Raw genomic sequence first — 15,305 nt, forward strand, 5'->3', positions numbered from 1 at the left:
AAGTGAGTAAGAGTAAATCACCTAAGGGAATATACGCGGCTAGGAAATTAAGGCTAAAAAGGTTAAAATTCAGAAGGAGCCAAAGAAAGTATAAGACCAAGATACTAAAGTTAAAGGAAAAATACGATCCTTTAGGAGGAGCGCCAATGGCGAGAGGGATAGTTTTAGAAAAAGTAGGAATAGAATCAAGGCAACCAAATTCAGCGGTTAGAAAGTGTGTAAGAGTTCAGTTAGTGAGAAATGGTAGAGTTGTTACTGCATTCGTACCCGGGGACGGTGGTGTTAATTTCATTGACGAACACGATGAAGTTATAATTACCGGAATTGGAGGTACGTTAGGTAGATCGATGGGTGACTTGCCTGGAGTGAGATACAAAGTTATAATGGTAAATGGTGTATCCTTAGACGCGTTATATAAAGGCAAGAAGCAAAAGCCAGTTAGATAAATATTTATAAATGTATTTTATAGATAATAGGCTACTATCTATTTATAAATATAAAAGTAAGATGGGTAATTTTAAAATTTTTGTTGACCTTCTCTACTTTCTTTTTCTTGTTCATCAACTAATCCTTTCTTGACAAAAATTGGTTTATTCGAAATTATAGCAAGAAATATTGCATGACTTGGTATCATCCTTTTCTGAATTATCACACCATCAAATTTAAACTCAACTGTAGCAACATAAACTCCCGTATCTCTTATCATATCATCTATTACAACTTTTTCTATATGCTTAGAAAACTCTTCCATAATTTCAGGGATAAATGAGATAATATCATATATATTTTCTCTTTTATCGCCAAACTCCTCCTCTTTATTTCCTTTTGTTTTATTTATTGCTATAACGATTTCTGCGGGTACACTAAATAGATAAAATTGCCTTCCATCTTCTAAGTAGCATACTATAGTTGGTATACCATGAAGAGGCATAAAGAACGCATCAACGGAATTAACTTTTATATAATCCTCGTCCTTAATTGGCTGAAGACTCATCACGTATACACTACATATACTTATGTATCATAAATTTAAATATCCAAATCATAGATACCATTAAGAGGTAACAAATAGATGTCCTTAGAGAACTTGCAATTAGACATCAAAGTATTTGGTAAGTGGGATACTAAAGTCGAAATCAGAGATCCTAGCCTAAAGAAGTACATTTCTCTAATGCCAGTTTATTTACCACATACCGGAGGTAGGCACGAACACAGGAGATTTGGTAAGGCCAAGGTTCCAATAGTTGAGAGGTTAATAAATCAAATAATGAGACCCGGTAGAAATAAAGGAAAGAAACATTTGGCGTATAATATCGTAAAATTAGCATTTGATATAATTTATTTAAAAACTGGTCAAAATCCAATACAAGTATTAGTTAGAGCTATAGAAAATAGTGCACCTAGAGAAGAAGTTACGAGAATAATGTACGGTGGTATAGTGTATTACGTTGCAGTAGACGTAGCTCCACAAAGAAGAATAGACTTAGCCTTAAGGCATATAGCTACTGGTGCCAAAGATGCCTCATTCAATAATCCAAAACCTATTGAAGAAGTATTAGCGGAAGAAATAATTGCTGCAGCAAATAACGACCCCAAGAGTTTTGCAATTAAAAGGAAAGAAGAGATAGAAAGAATAGCCTTAAGCTCAAGGTAAACTTTTATTAACTCTATCACTATATCGGTTAAGAGAGTGTTATAAATGTCTCAAAAGCCTCACCTTAATTTAATAGTAATAGGTCACATCGATCACGGTAAAAGCACATTAGTGGGAAGGCTATTAATGGATAGAGGTTTCATAGACGAAAAAACAGTAAAGGAAGCAGAAGAAGCTGCCAAAAAACTAGGTAAAGAAACTGAAAAGTTTGCATTTCTATTAGATAGATTAAAAGAGGAAAGAGAAAGAGGTGTAACAATAAATCTAACGTTCATGAGATTTGAGACGAAGAAATACTTCTTTACAATAATTGATGCCCCCGGTCATAGAGACTTCGTAAAGAACATGATAACTGGTGCAAGCCAAGCTGATGCTGCAATTCTAGTAGTTTCAGCTAAAAAGGGTGAATATGAAGCTGGAATGAGCGTAGAAGGGCAAACAAGAGAGCATATAATTCTAGCCAAGACCATGGGTCTAGATCAATTAATTGTAGCAGTAAACAAAATGGACTTAACAGAACCACCGTATGATGAAAAACGCTATAAGGAGATTGTTGACCAAGTCAGTAAATTTATGAGAAGTTATGGTTTTAATACAAATAAGGTTAGATTTGTACCAGTAGTTGCACCCACTGGTGATAATATAACTCATAGATCAGAAAATATGAAGTGGTATAATGGTCCTACCTTAGAAGAATATCTAGATCAGCTAGAATTACCACCAAAGCCAGTAGACAAGCCATTAAGAATTCCAATTCAGGATGTCTACTCAATCTCTGGAGTAGGTACTGTACCAGTAGGTAGAGTAGAGAGTGGAGTATTAAAGGTCGGTGATAAGATAGTATTCATGCCAGCTGGCAAAGTAGGTGAAGTCAGATCCATAGAGACTCATCATACTAAGATGGACAAAGCGGAACCTGGTGACAACATTGGATTTAACGTCAGAGGTGTTGAAAAGAAAGATATAAAGAGAGGAGATGTTGTAGGTCATCCAAATAATCCACCAACTGTTGCTGACGAATTCACTGCTAGAATAATAGTAGTATGGCATCCAACGGCATTGGCGAATGGCTATACACCAGTGGTTCACGTTCATACTGCAAGCGTGGCATGCAGGGTTTCAGAACTAGTGTCTAAATTAGATCCGAGAACTGGTCAAGAGGCAGAAAAGAACCCACAGTTCCTTAAACAAGGAGATGTTGCGATAGTCAAATTTAAACCAATCAAACCACTATGCGTAGAGAAGTATAATGAGTTCCCACCATTAGGCAGATTCGCGATGAGAGATATGGGTAAGACTGTTGGAGTTGGCATAATTGTTGATGTAAAGCCAGCCAAAGTAGAAATCAAATAATTTTAATTTTTTTATTGGTGGTTTTTATGCCTACAAAAGCTAGAATTCGATTGTGGAGCACTAACGTAGAGAATTTAAACTATGTTATAACGCAAATAAGGGGTATCGTTGAGAAAACGGGAATAGAAATGAGAGGTCCGATACCATTGCCAACTAGCAAACTGGAAGTTCCAATAATGAGACTTCCTCATGGAGAGGGAAGGAAAAAGTGGGAAAAATGGGAGATGAGAGTACATAAAAGATTAATAGATATTGCAGCAGACGAACGAGTAATGAGACAATTAATGAGAGTCAGAGTACCAGAAGACGTTTACATAGAGATACAGTTAATATAAACCTTTTTACACTTCTATATAATATAGTAGAGTGCCGGGGTGCCCGAGCGGACTAAGGGGCTGGCCTGGAGAGCCAGTGGGGGTTTCCCCGCACGGGTTCAAATCCCGTCCCCGGCGCTTATAAATTTCTGTTTTGATTATATTTCCAATTAGTATAACTGTAGCAAAGTGTTAATTCAGACTAAGGCTAAAATTCCTAATGTAGTATATTTTCTGCTAATAAAATTTTATCGTAAAAATTTCTTTATATGTTACTCTTGATTTTAGAGCCACAATCTCGTTCATCGAAGAGGCATACAATTAGATCTGATCTCCTCTCCACATTAAAGGATGAGGGTTCCTTTAACCGTTCCCAAGTTATCTCCCTTAATTCAAGACTACATGTCGTATTGAGAAGGCAATCGGGATAGTCAGAGATCCCTTCTTATGCCAACTAATGCTCTCTAAATTAATACACCGTTTATCTCATCCTGTCATAAATGGCTAAGCTTTCAGTTGTGAAAAGACTCCTAATATTATGATTTATTTCATGAACTTCGAAATAAAAGTTAAGTGATTCTTTAAGCCCCTAGCTTCCTCAATCATAAAGTTTAATCTCTTCTCAATAATATTCAGTCTCGCTTTGCTCAGATAATTATAAATCAAATTTATAACAAAGATGCAAGTTGCTCAAGAATTGAGTTTGAGTGAGTTATTCTGGTGGGAAGGACAACAATAACTTTAAAGCTAGTACAGATTATATCTTAAAATAGCGGGGTAGAATAGCGGGGTGGGCTAGCCTGGTAAGGCCGCGGGGCTCATATACTCTTTAAAGCACGCGTTGGGAAACCCCGAGGTCCCTGGTTCAAATCCAGGCCCCGCTACCATTTCATTTAATTTATTATCTTATATATTATCTGAGAGTTTTAACAAGCGAAGGCTTTTTAAGTAAGTTATTAGTAGATACTCATGCATACGTGAAATTGCCGCGGTAGTCTAGTGGTCTAGGATGGGGGCCTGTCGAGCCCCTGACCCGGGTTCAAATCCCGGCCGCGGCGTATTGGAAATTCTAATGAATATATATCTATTTGCACGAAATGGGGTAAGAAGCCTTAAGGAGTCAGAATGTTATACTTTATATACTTGTGTTATACTATCTTGATTTTGATGATGACGAAAAGCCGTTTTGAAACAGTGATATGGCGAGGCAGCCACTGATGATTTATGTAGGCATTGATCCAGGTAGTGAAAGTTACGCTTTTGCCTTTGTTGATGAGATAGGTAATTTGGTTAAATATTTTGAGATACCTACAGATCTTGTAGAGAAAAATGCTATAATTTTAGCCAAATTGATAGCGGGTTATAGACCTATAGCAGTGACTTTACCTTCTGGCCACGGTTTACCTTTTTATGACATTAGAAACATTAACTATAAGGAAATATTTCTTCTTACACTAAAAGATCCATTATCTCACGGCCCTTTAAGGGATTTTCTATTAGCTTCAAAGCAATATTTGTCTTTTTACAATTCGTTTACAATTCCCTCAGTAATTGAGTTAGACAGTGTATCTAGTGAAAAGAAGACAAACATTATAGACAAGGGTACTGCAGATAAAGTTGCTTCTGCATTTTTCTATAGGGTTTATCTTAAACTAGATAATTTTATTCTAGTTGAAATGGGAAGAAGATTTGCAGCGATTGTTATCATTATCAACGGTAAAATTGTTGATGGTTACGGTGGAACATATTTGGCGGGCTTAGATGGAGAGATAGCTTATCTTCTTCATAAATATTCTAGGATTGATAAGTCAACTATTTATAGTATTGGTAAAAATTTAGATCTTGTTAGGATTATATTGGAATGGTATAGTGAGAAGTATAAGTTACCAATTATAGTATCTGGATATAATAAGAATTCCTTAGGGATTGGTGAGAAATATGATTTTAAGTTTAAAGAGGCTGCAGTTGGTGCAGCATTTATTGCTAATGCATACTTTGGTGGAATTTTACGTCATTATATTAACATGTTGGATAGCAGTGGGACTCCAATCTCGTTTGTGAGGTTGAAAGAATGGGAAGAGATTGTTTCTTTGATAGAGACATTATAATCGATAAAGAGGGCAATGTATATACCATTTTAACTAACTATAATCCCCCCGGCTATGTTTTTGCTTATTTGAAATATGTTTATACTGGTAAAGGTCTTTGGAAAGGATATGAGAGGATATTTAAGAAATATGGTGTCCATAATCTTATTAAGATTAATCAAATGTTTAGTTTTGAGAGTTGTTATGATGCATCCTTTCCTATAGTTCTTCTATCTAATATTTCTAGACATTTAAAACCTGAAGAAAGATTACAAGAGATACTAAAGAAAAGTGCTAACGATAATATAATCTATACTCTTATTAATTTTATAGAAGAATACGTAAGAGTAAATAATGTAGGTGTTACCGGATCTATTTTACTAGATAATTATCACAACAATTCTGACATCGATATAATAATATATGGGCGCAAGAGCGCCTTAGATTTCATTGAATCTTTTGACGGATTTGAAAAAGATTATGAGTGGATTATTGGGGCTAATGAGAATTATGATATAGATTTCGCAAATTTATTATATGATAATAGGAGACGAGGGATATACAAGGGTATAAAGATTTCTGTACTCTTCGCTGATGATAAACCTTGGAGATACTGTAATGATGTTTGTAAAAAAGTAGGTAAGGTGAGATTTAGAGCTCATATTTCAGGTGATTATGAAGCTTTAATTTACCCTTCTATTGCATATGTTTTAGGTAATAACGAATATAACGTTTCTAAAATAATAAGTTATGAGGGTATTTTTTCATCAGTTTTATTTGGAGAGAGACAGGCTGAGATTGAGGGTTTATTAATGAGGTGTGAGAAGGAGAACGTTGTGATTGTTGGTGATAGGGATGTCAGAGGGTTTATTAGACCACTGTAATGATGTCTCTTACATTTTATCTCAAGCTTCACTTGTAGAATCCTATATTTTTAAACCAGGTAATGCAAGTAGATTTCAAGATATCACTAATGTGAAATATATTGATATAGTGAAAAGTGCGTTAATTTCTTCTACGTATTATAAAGAGTTGTGCGTAAGGGGATTTAAGGGGATTATGAGGCTTTACGATACGTTAGTTGAATTGGTAACTCATTCTAGGAAATTTGGATTTGAATATCAGTTACTTGGTACCTATCTTTTAATTGCGCCCTTTGCATATGAGGCTGCTAAGAGTGATAATGTTTTTGAATTGAGGAAAAAAGTTGCTAAACTTATAAGGAGTTTTGGAGTTCTAGAGGCTAAATGGTTTCTCGATGCATTAAAAGAGGTAAATTTGAAATATTTAGGTAGATTAAGTTCAATGGATTATAGGGAGATAGAGAATGTGGACTTTTTTACGCTTATGGAGTTTTCATCTAAATATGATATAGTAGCGTTAAATATGGTTAATGACTATTCCATAACCTTTAATGCATATAACGTTATAAAGAAAGGACTATGTGGATTTGAAAGAGATGTGCAAAGAGCGTTTTTGTATATACTTTCAAATTATCCAGATACTTTAATTTATAAAAAATATGGAGCTTATGCCGCATTAGAAGTATCTAAGATTGCCAGACTTGTTTCCTCTAATGATTGTCCATCTTCTAATGAGTTAGAGTGGCTTAATGAGTATTTGGTTGAAAACAATTTTAATCCAGGGTCAACAGCTGATCTTATAGCATCCTCATTAGCTATATATTATCTAGATGAATGGTATAGCAAGAAAGATAATCCTCATAGCTGGATTTCCGTGTAATTTAGATCTTATAAATTTGGTAAATGAGTTCGATGCTGATCTTTTTATTGGATTAGGGGATATTGAATGTCCTCAGTTTATAAGAAATTTTATAGGCATAATTGGGGATATGGAGGATGTTTCAGTGTTAAAATATTTAAGAAATACTGGTAAATATCTCGAGAAGTATTTCAATATCTCCTCAGATTTCTCAACAAATATTGTGATTTCACATTATCCCCCTAAAGGCTCAATCACTGGGATTATAAGTGGTGTTAAAGTTGGTTCTCAAGAGGTTATGGCTAAGGTATTGTCTAATCAACCTAAGATTCTTTTTCATGCTCATTCTGAGGTTCAAGAGGAGTATTATATAAATAATACAAGGGTTATATCTATCGGTAATTTCAGTAAGGGGTATTATACTGAATATGATTCTGAAAAAGGTGAGGTAAAACTGGCTAGAGTTGTCTTGCCATAAGATAGGCATCTTCTCCATCAGCATAGTAACCTTTTAGCACCTTAACTTTCTTGAAGTTCAGTTTCTCATATAGAGCAATTGCAGGATAGTTGGTAACTCTTACTTCTAAATATATTTCCTCAGCATTATAGTCATTTTTCATGCTTTTCATTGAGGCTTCTAATAACGCAGTAGCTATTCCTTTTCTTCTATACTCTTCTAATACCGCTATTGAAACCACATGTCCTTTTCTAACTAATGAGGGTAACTGCTTAATGTTGCTAAATCCCCATTCTATTCTAGGCATTATATATCCTACTACTTTATCGTCAACTACGGCTACGAAAAATGCTAAGCCGTATTCCTTTAAATGTTCAACGAAAAAATAATATGGGTAATTTTCTGGTAGTGTTAGTCTATTTATTTTTATTATTTGGTCTATATCATCCATTCTTGCATTTCTTAGTGTGAAATCTCTTCCTTTATCTTTTTCAGCGAGCTCCATATCAATATCTTTATATAATGTAGTTAATATATATGCACACATACATGACGCATCCTTCAAAGAAGATAATCGGGAGTGTAAGTAAGGACCTAGCTAATAGAAAGGTATTATTAGCAGTAACTGGAAGTGTAGCGATATATAAATCATTAGATTTGGCCAGAAGCTTAATGAGGAATGGCGCAGAAGTGAGCGTTATCATGAGTAAAGATGCAGCGAAACTAATTTCTCCAGAGATGTTTAAGTGGGCTACTGGGAATGACGTATTTACTAAACTTACTGGAGACCTAGAACACGTTTCGTTGGCAGAAGATAATGATATAATGATTGTAGCTCCCTCAACTGCAAATACTATAGTAAAGATAGCTTACGGAATAGCTGATACACCAATAACTGCTACTGCGTTGAATTTCGTTGGGATGAAAAAGCCCTTAATTATAGTTCCTTCAATGCATTTACAAATGTATATTTCGCCTCAAGTCGCAGATGCTGTAAATAGGTTAAAGGGGATAGGAGTAGAGATAATAGAACCAGATATAATAGGAGATTTAGCGCACTATCCAGAATTAGAATACTTAACCGGCAGAATAACCTCATTTATTTTGAGGGGAAAAGACTTATCTGGACTTAATATACTAGTTACTGCTGGACCTACACGTGAGTATTTAGACTCTGTCAGATTTATATCAAATCCCAGTAGCGGAACCATGGGGATATCTATTGCGAATGAAGCTTATTTTAGAGGAGCTAATGTTAGAGTTATTTCTGGTCCTATAAGTTCTAAGCTAGAACCTTACGTTAGGGATATAGTGCGTATAGAGACAACTGAGGAGATGCTTAATGAAGTTGTAAAAAGTATAGAAAATGACAAGTTTAGTGTTGTAATTTTAGCGGGAGCTCCTGCTGATTATAAGTTTAAAAACAGATCTGATACTAAAATAGACAGCCATACAGAAATACCAAAAGTTGAATTAGAAAGAACGCCAAAAATTTCTGAATATATAAGGAAGTACAATATATTATTAGTAGGTTTTTCCGCAGAGACTGTAAATTCCGATGAGGAGTTGATTGAGAAAGCCAAAATTAAGATGAGAAGACACGGATTTGATTTAATTGTGGCGAATAATGTTAGGAGGAAGGATATAGGATTTTCATCTGAATATAATGAAGTTATAGTTATAGATAAGGCTGGTAATGTAAGGAAGATAGAAAAGAATTTTAAGACGGTGGTAGCGAGGAAGATATTGGATATAGTAAAGGAGCAGTTAAAGAGATGATAAAAGAAGAGTTTAAAATGAATTAGATAATGATATAGAATAGCGGCTGGCTCGGGTAGCTCAGCCTGGAAGAGCGCCGGGCTGTGGACCCGGAAGTCCCGGGTTCAAATCCCGGCCCGAGCCCTTCCATTAAGTGCACTAATTCACATAAGCTTATTTTTATATTTCGTGGCACTTTATAGTAGTATATGGGTAAGTTATTTGGAACTGATGGAATAAGAGGAATTGCTAATACTGAATTGCAACCAGAATTTGCGTTAAAGATAGGAAAAGCCGTAGGAACATATTTCGGTAAAGGTGCTAGAATTCTAATAGGCAGGGATGTAAGAGCCGGAGGAGATATGTTACTTAGAGCCGTTGAGAGTGGACTATTGAGTAGTGGCGTATTGGTCTATGAAGCGGGGATGGCTCCTACTCCAGCATTCCAGTACGGTGTGAAAACTTTAGGATATGACGGTGGTATTATAATAACCGCTAGTCATAATCCAGCTGAATATAATGGTATCAAAGTCCTTTCTCCACATGGCATTGAGATATCTAGGGAAGACGAGGATAAAATAGAAGATATATACTTTAATAATAAATTTCATGTAGTAGAATGGAATGGTTTAGTAAATGATGTGAAAAGAGAAGACAAAGTTATTGAAACTTACGTACATGGGATACTCTCTCAAGTTGATACTGATAAAATTAGGAGCAAAAAGTATAAGGTCCTCATAGATCCTGCAAATAGTGTAGGTACATTAGTAACTCCAATTGTAGCAAGGGAATTGGGATGCAAAGTTTTTACTATCAATGGGAATTTAGATCCTCTATTTTCAGCTAGAACACCCGAACCCACATTTGAGAGTCTTAGTGAGACTGCAAAAGTTGCTAAACAGTTAGGCGTAGATTTGGCAGTAGCTCATGATGGTGACGCGGATAGGGCAATTTTCATAGACTCCATAGGGAGAGTTCAATGGGGCGATAGAAGCGGTACTTTATTGTCATACTGGGCTTCGATAAAAGCTCCAAATCTGCCTAAGCGTATATTTACTGCAGTTTCTAGCTCTAGCTTAGTTGAAGAATATCTAAAACAGTACAATATACAGGTTAGGTGGACTAAGGTAGGTAGTGTAGACATCGCACATATGCTATTTAAGGAAAAAGGAGTAGCGGGATTTGAGGAAAATGGTGGATTTATGTATCCTCCTCATCAAGCAGTAAGAGATGGTGCAATGTCATTCGCTTTAATGCTGGAAATGATGGCATCCGAGAATGAAAACTCTGCTGAACTATTTAATAGACTTCCTGTTTATTATTTAGTGAAAACAAAAGTAAGAATTACGGAAAAGAGTAATATAGAGAAGATTTATGACGAAATAATAGATAAGTACGGAAAGTACGGGAATATAGTTACAATAGATGGTGTTAAGATTATTGGAAACGATTTCTGGCTCCTAGTTAGGAAGAGTGGTACAGAGCCAATAATAAGAATACTAGTTGAGGCAAAAGATGAGAATAAATCCAAAGAATTAGCTAAAGAGTTAGAAAAGTTGGTGAGTGAGTTAGCATGAAATATAGGTTAATGGATTTACTCGCGTGCCCTATGTGCAAACATTTTCCATTAAAACTTTTTGTTTTCTCAGAAAAGGAAATAGACAGAAAATTAAGTCAAGAAGATAAAAAACCGTTGTGCGAATTATATTGTGCATATAAATCCGCATTTATTAAGGATTTAAACTCTCTGCCTCCTTGTGAGGAGTGTATTAGAAACGAAATAGTAGAAGGGGTGCTTTATTGTGAATCTTGTAATAGATGGTATCCAATAATTGATGAAATTCCAAGAATGTTACCAGATAAACTGAGAAAAGAAGAAGAGGATATCAAATTTTTGGAGAAACATAAAGACAAGATTCCGAAGACCATACTAAGTAGCGGTGTTCCTTTTCGTTTAAAATGAGCTTATTAATTTGTTTGATGAGTGTATAATATGGTGTAAGTAATGGAAAGTTCATTTATAGGAAATTTAGATGAATGGATAAAATTGCAGAAGAATTTATTGAGTACTTTAAAAGATATGGAGAAAAAGGAGAAAACTGAGGATATGGATAGATTAGACTTGATATTAGCGTCTAGAACTGCATTTCAGCATATGATGAGAACGTTAAAGGCCTTTGATCAATGGTTACAAGATCCAATGGTTATAAAACATATGCCTAGAGAAATGTTAGAGGATGTAAAGAATACTAGTTGGGAGTTGCTTCAGAGATTATTAGAGTTAGATATTAGACATACAAGTCAATTTAGAGAAATGATCTCGAAAATGAGCAAAGAAGGCAAATTGGATCCATTAATATGGACTAGACCAGTAACTGAAGAACATCCAGAAAGAGAAAGAAGAGGTCCATTATCTACGATTTAAAAATTTGTTAATTATCTCCTTCTTAATTTCATCTCATTTTTTATCTTTAGGTTATACTCCTCATCATATGCGAGTATTTTTGTTTTTATTTCGTTTAGAGCTTGAGCTACTTTATTTTTGAAGTCCTCTTCTATTTGAGTTTTGTCTAATATCTCTATACCATTGTTCGAGATACCTATTTTCTTAGATACTGGATCATTTTCTATTAGCCCTAGATATAAGAGCGAAGTTAAATCCTCTTTTGCCATTAAACTAAATACATTGTTTCCTATTACATTGAATTGATATCCTAAATCAACACCTTTCTGCTTCAATTCATATAGCAACATTATTATAGATTTTTCAGTCAATTTACCTATTTGTCTTATTATATATAATAGCTGTAATTTTCTCTTATCCTCATTTATTATATTGGTACTTATAACTTGTTTAGATACCATCTTTACGTCTTTAGACTTTTGTTGTCCCGGTTGTGACAAATTTAAACCCCATATATACTTATTATCTCCCCTTTAATATGTTAACTATCTCTTTAGAGACGTTCTTAGGTTCCTTACTTCGAGTTATCGCTCCTCCTACTACATATATGCTTACCGGTAGATCTATGAGTTCTAAAATTCTATCTTTATTTAAGCCTCCAGCTATTGATATTAATAAGTCTAGCTCAGATACCTTTCTGATTTCACTCTTTAAATCTGCTACACTTATGCCTCTACTCTTTTGTACATCCAAACCTACATGGAAACCTATAATATCTACTCCTAATTGCTTAAGTTCTTTTGCTCTTTCATATACGTTTTTAACGTTGATTAAATCAGCCTGGACTAGTATATCTAATTCTCTAGCCTTTTTTACCGCTGAATGAATAGTTGAATTGTCCATTATTCCTAAAACTGTCATTATGTTAGCTCCGCCTAGTTTAGCTATTTCAACTTCAACGTCTCCTGCATCTGCAGTTTTAGTATCAGCCACAATTATTTTATCTGGAACTATTGATTTTATTTTTCTTATTCCTTCTATCCCGAATGATTTTAGTAATGGTGTTCCTATTTCAATGATTTCATTTTCTAGATCTTTAACTTCATTAACTACTTTTATTGCGTCATTGATATCTATAAAATCTAGAGCTATTTGTAAAAATTTTTCAGTACGAAGTTTTTCAAGTAGTACCTCTCTCATTTAAGGTAAATATGTGCTTTAAAAGTACTTAAAGTAATTGACAGTGACTTTTTATTTTATAGCAGTGAATGCAAATTACTGTGGATATTAGTGTCCAACAAGTACATAATCGTTACAGGTGGAGTTTTATCAAGTGTTGGTAAAGGTACGTTAGTTGCCTCTATTGGTATGCTACTTAAAAGAAGAGGATATAATGTAACTGCAGTAAAAGTAGATCCATATATTAATGTTGATGCGGGTACAATGAATCCTTATATGCATGGTGAAGTATTTGTAACTGAGGATGGTGCAGAGACAGATTTAGATTTAGGTCATTATGAGAGATTTATGGATATTAATATGACAAAGTATAATAATATAACAGCAGGTAAGGTATATTTTGAGGTTATAAAGAAGGAAAGAGAAGGCAAATATCTAGGTCAAACCGTGCAAATTATCCCACACGTTACTGATCAGATAAAGGATATGATAAGATATGCAAGTAAGATAAATAACGCCGAGATTACCTTAGTGGAAATAGGTGGGACTGTAGGTGACATAGAAAGTTTACCATTTCTAGAAGCAGCTAGACAACTCAAACTAGAAGAAGGCGAAGATAATGTTGTTTTTGTGCATATAGCTTTAGTAGAATATTTATCTGTAACTGGAGAACTGAAAACTAAACCATTGCAGCATAGTGTGCAAGAATTAAGAAGAATTGGAATACAACCAGATTTTATTGTTGGCCGAGCTACATTAGCCTTAGATGATGAAACTAGGCGCAAAATTGCTCTGTTCACTAACGTTAAGGTAGATCATATAGTCTCTAGCTATGATGTAGAAACATCCTACGAGGTACCCATTATCCTAGAAAACCAGAAATTAGTTTCTAAGATACTTACTAGGCTTAAATTAGAGGATAGGCAAGTAGATTTGACAGATTGGATAAGCTTCGTTAATAACATAAAAGGAATAAATAGTAAAAAGACCATTAATATTGCACTAGTTGGAAAGTACACAAAGCTAAAGGATAGTTACATAAGTATCAAGGAAGCGATTTATCATGCTTCAGCTTACTTAGGAGTAAGGCCTAATCTTATATGGATAGAATCGACTGATTTGGAAAAGGATTCCAAGAATTTAGATGAGGTATTAGGGAATGTAAATGGAATCATAGTTTTACCTGGATTTGGAAGTAGAGGAGCTGAAGGTAAGATTAAGGCTATAAAGTACGCTAGAGAACGTAATATACCGTTCTTGGGTATATGCTTTGGTTTTCAACTATCTATTGTAGAATTCGCTAGGGATGTTTTAGGTCTTAGTGATGCTAATTCTACTGAAATTAATCCAAATACTAAGGATCCAGTTATTACTTTACTAGACGAGCAAAAAAATGTAACTCAACTTGGAGGGACTATGAGGCTAGGAGCCCAGAAGATTATAATAAAAGAAGGGACAATTGCCTATCAGTTATATGGTAAAAAGGTTGTATATGAAAGGCATAGACATAGATATGAAGTAAATCCTAAATATGTTGATTTACTAGAAGATGCAGGATTAGTAGTTTCTGGTATTAGTGAAAATGGTTTGGTTGAAATTATAGAGTTACCTTCTAATAAGTTCTTTGTAGCAACTCAAGCTCATCCAGAATTTAAGAGCAGACCAACAAATCCATCTCCTATATATCTAGGCTTCATTAGGGCTGTTGCTACTCTTTAAAACTATTATAATTTTATCATATTTGGCTTTTATAATCTTTTTTATTCCTTTTATTCCATTCTGATACTCGACTTCAACCAAACCTAGATTTTCAAGTTCAGAAATATGTGAGCTTATGTTTCCCTTACTCATATTAAGTTTTTCAGTGAGCTCTGATATGCTCATTGGCATTATTGAAACCAGTTGCAGTATATTTATTCTAGTCATTGTAGATAACGCCTTAGAAATTTCGTAGATTTTCTCTGGATCATCGATTACTAGCTCCATAAATATTAGCTTCTAATTGCTAACTCTAATAAACAATAATGCATATATGCCAGCAAGTTAAAGCTTACAAGATAAAATTTAAATTAGAAAATAGAGGGATGATATTGTGCAAGCAAAAGTAGAAAATCCGTTGAAGAGTTTAAGAACGGCAATAAATAGGATCGTGCTGGTAAAACTTAAGGACGGCTCAGAGTACATTGGAAAACTAGAACAAACTGACGGAACTATGAATTTAGTATTAAGAGATTGTACTGAAATTAGAGAAGGTACTTCTGAACCAGTAGCAAAATATGGTAGGGTACTTATAAGAGGTAGCAATATATTATTCATTAGTGTTGACTATGAGACAGTTATGAATAGTGAGAAATAAGATTTAAATTAGTATATTTGT

19 protein-coding genes and 4 tRNA genes are annotated in these 15,305 nt (G+C 34.5%); 18 read left to right on the forward strand and 5 right to left on the reverse strand.

Annotation, left to right across the window (positions count from 1 at the left end):
• The first annotated feature begins 2 nt into the window (after nucleotides 1-2).
• Nucleotides 3-446: a 30S ribosomal protein S12 gene (locus tag J5U23_RS00450; RefSeq protein WP_012736067.1), complete on the forward strand. Its 444-nt coding sequence runs from the start codon at nucleotides 3-5 to the stop codon at nucleotides 444-446.
• A 71-nt stretch (nucleotides 447-517) separates the two neighbouring features.
• On the opposite strand, the gene J5U23_RS00455 is transcribed toward J5U23_RS00450, so the two are convergent.
• Nucleotides 518-994, reverse strand: a complete 477-nt coding sequence (locus J5U23_RS00455; RefSeq protein ID WP_012711889.1) for a bifunctional nuclease family protein — start codon at nucleotides 992-994, stop codon at nucleotides 518-520.
• A gap of 78 nt (nucleotides 995-1,072) precedes the next feature.
• Here J5U23_RS00455 and J5U23_RS00460 point away from each other — a divergent pair, with 78 nt between their 5' ends.
• The 10 genes from J5U23_RS00460 (at nucleotide 1,073) to J5U23_RS00505 (ending at nucleotide 7,608) form a co-directional block, all read left to right on the forward strand.
• On the forward strand, nucleotides 1,073-1,654 hold the full coding sequence (locus tag J5U23_RS00460) for a 30S ribosomal protein S7 (protein WP_218258965.1): 582 nt from the start codon (nucleotides 1,073-1,075) through the stop codon (nucleotides 1,652-1,654).
• Between the two features lie 45 nt (nucleotides 1,655-1,699).
• The gene (tuf, locus tag J5U23_RS00465; protein ID WP_218258966.1) at nucleotides 1,700-3,007 is read left to right on the forward strand and encodes a translation elongation factor EF-1 subunit alpha; all 1,308 of its coding nucleotides are present in this window, start codon (nucleotides 1,700-1,702) and stop codon (nucleotides 3,005-3,007) included.
• A 26-nt stretch (nucleotides 3,008-3,033) separates the two neighbouring features.
• Complete coding sequence (gene rpsJ, locus J5U23_RS00470) at nucleotides 3,034-3,342, forward strand: 30S ribosomal protein S10 (RefSeq protein WP_009990464.1); 309 nt, start codon at nucleotides 3,034-3,036, stop codon at nucleotides 3,340-3,342.
• 33 nt (nucleotides 3,343-3,375) lie between these two features.
• A tRNA-Ser gene (locus tag J5U23_RS00475) sits at nucleotides 3,376-3,459 on the forward strand.
• A 646-nt stretch (nucleotides 3,460-4,105) separates the two neighbouring features.
• Nucleotides 4,106-4,208 (forward strand) — tRNA-Met (locus J5U23_RS00480).
• A gap of 98 nt (nucleotides 4,209-4,306) precedes the next feature.
• Nucleotides 4,307-4,379 (forward strand) — tRNA-Asp (locus J5U23_RS00485).
• A 159-nt stretch (nucleotides 4,380-4,538) separates the two neighbouring features.
• Nucleotides 4,539-5,429, forward strand: a complete 891-nt coding sequence (locus tag J5U23_RS00490) for a DUF1464 family protein (RefSeq protein ID WP_218266603.1) — start codon at nucleotides 4,539-4,541, stop codon at nucleotides 5,427-5,429.
• On the forward strand, nucleotides 5,393-6,292 hold the full coding sequence (locus J5U23_RS00495; RefSeq protein WP_218266604.1) for a nucleotidyltransferase domain-containing protein: 900 nt from the start codon (nucleotides 5,393-5,395) through the stop codon (nucleotides 6,290-6,292). The genes J5U23_RS00490 and J5U23_RS00495 overlap by 37 nt, the downstream gene beginning before the upstream one ends.
• Nucleotides 6,264-7,151: a triphosphoribosyl-dephospho-CoA synthase gene (locus J5U23_RS00500; RefSeq protein ID WP_218266605.1), complete on the forward strand. Its 888-nt coding sequence runs from the start codon at nucleotides 6,264-6,266 to the stop codon at nucleotides 7,149-7,151. The genes J5U23_RS00495 and J5U23_RS00500 overlap by 29 nt, the downstream gene beginning before the upstream one ends.
• The gene (locus J5U23_RS00505) at nucleotides 7,102-7,608 is read left to right on the forward strand and encodes a metallophosphoesterase family protein (RefSeq protein ID WP_218266606.1); all 507 of its coding nucleotides are present in this window, start codon (nucleotides 7,102-7,104) and stop codon (nucleotides 7,606-7,608) included. Before J5U23_RS00500 ends, J5U23_RS00505 begins: the two co-directional genes overlap by 50 nt.
• Here the strand turns inward: J5U23_RS00505 and rimI are convergent.
• Nucleotides 7,589-8,092 (reverse strand): ribosomal protein S18-alanine N-acetyltransferase, encoded by a 504-nt coding sequence (rimI, locus tag J5U23_RS00510; RefSeq protein WP_218260181.1) that lies wholly within the window; start codon nucleotides 8,090-8,092, stop codon nucleotides 7,589-7,591. The genes J5U23_RS00505 and rimI overlap by 20 nt on opposite strands.
• Before the next feature lie 32 nt (nucleotides 8,093-8,124).
• Between rimI and coaBC the strand changes: the two genes are divergently transcribed.
• From coaBC to J5U23_RS00535, 5 genes are all read left to right on the forward strand, one after another.
• A complete protein-coding gene (coaBC, locus tag J5U23_RS00515; protein WP_218266607.1) occupies nucleotides 8,125-9,366 on the forward strand; it encodes a bifunctional phosphopantothenoylcysteine decarboxylase/phosphopantothenate--cysteine ligase CoaBC in 1,242 nt (413 codons plus the stop codon).
• Between the two features lie 49 nt (nucleotides 9,367-9,415).
• Nucleotides 9,416-9,489 (forward strand) — tRNA-His (locus tag J5U23_RS00520).
• A gap of 65 nt (nucleotides 9,490-9,554) precedes the next feature.
• Entirely contained in the window at nucleotides 9,555-10,922 is a 1,368-nt protein-coding gene (gene glmM, locus J5U23_RS00525; protein ID WP_218266608.1) for a phosphoglucosamine mutase, read from the forward strand.
• Entirely contained in the window at nucleotides 10,919-11,308 is a 390-nt protein-coding gene (locus J5U23_RS00530; protein ID WP_218258975.1) for a Trm112 family protein, read from the forward strand. Before glmM ends, J5U23_RS00530 begins: the two co-directional genes overlap by 4 nt.
• A gap of 42 nt (nucleotides 11,309-11,350) precedes the next feature.
• Complete coding sequence (locus tag J5U23_RS00535; protein WP_153424051.1) at nucleotides 11,351-11,770, forward strand: DUF2153 domain-containing protein; 420 nt, start codon at nucleotides 11,351-11,353, stop codon at nucleotides 11,768-11,770.
• 11 nt (nucleotides 11,771-11,781) lie between these two features.
• Here the strand turns inward: J5U23_RS00535 and J5U23_RS00540 are convergent, their stop codons facing one another.
• Both J5U23_RS00540 and J5U23_RS00545 read right to left on the reverse strand, forming a co-directional pair.
• Complete coding sequence (locus tag J5U23_RS00540; protein WP_012711902.1) at nucleotides 11,782-12,249, reverse strand: DUF1411 domain-containing protein; 468 nt, start codon at nucleotides 12,247-12,249, stop codon at nucleotides 11,782-11,784.
• A gap of 22 nt (nucleotides 12,250-12,271) precedes the next feature.
• Nucleotides 12,272-12,949, reverse strand: a complete 678-nt coding sequence (locus tag J5U23_RS00545) for an orotidine 5'-phosphate decarboxylase / HUMPS family protein (RefSeq protein WP_218266609.1) — start codon at nucleotides 12,947-12,949, stop codon at nucleotides 12,272-12,274.
• Nucleotides 12,950-13,039: 90 nt separating this feature from the next.
• Here J5U23_RS00545 and J5U23_RS00550 point away from each other — a divergent pair, with 90 nt between their 5' ends.
• Nucleotides 13,040-14,647, forward strand: a complete 1,608-nt coding sequence (locus tag J5U23_RS00550; RefSeq protein WP_218258977.1) for a CTP synthase — start codon at nucleotides 13,040-13,042, stop codon at nucleotides 14,645-14,647.
• Here the strand turns inward: J5U23_RS00550 and J5U23_RS00555 are convergent.
• Complete coding sequence (locus tag J5U23_RS00555; RefSeq protein ID WP_218258978.1) at nucleotides 14,615-14,914, reverse strand: ArsR/SmtB family transcription factor; 300 nt, start codon at nucleotides 14,912-14,914, stop codon at nucleotides 14,615-14,617. The genes J5U23_RS00550 and J5U23_RS00555 overlap by 33 nt on opposite strands.
• Nucleotides 14,915-15,020: 106 nt before the next feature.
• On the opposite strand from J5U23_RS00555, the gene J5U23_RS00560 reads away from it, so the two are divergent.
• Nucleotides 15,021-15,284: a U6 snRNA-associated Sm-like protein LSm6 gene (locus tag J5U23_RS00560; protein ID WP_009990440.1), complete on the forward strand. Its 264-nt coding sequence runs from the start codon at nucleotides 15,021-15,023 to the stop codon at nucleotides 15,282-15,284.
• The last annotated feature ends 21 nt before the right edge of the window (nucleotides 15,285-15,305 follow it).

The sequence above is a fragment of the Saccharolobus shibatae B12 genome (genome assembly GCF_019175345.1).
Lineage (GTDB): Archaea > Thermoproteota > Thermoprotei_A > Sulfolobales > Sulfolobaceae > Saccharolobus > Saccharolobus shibatae.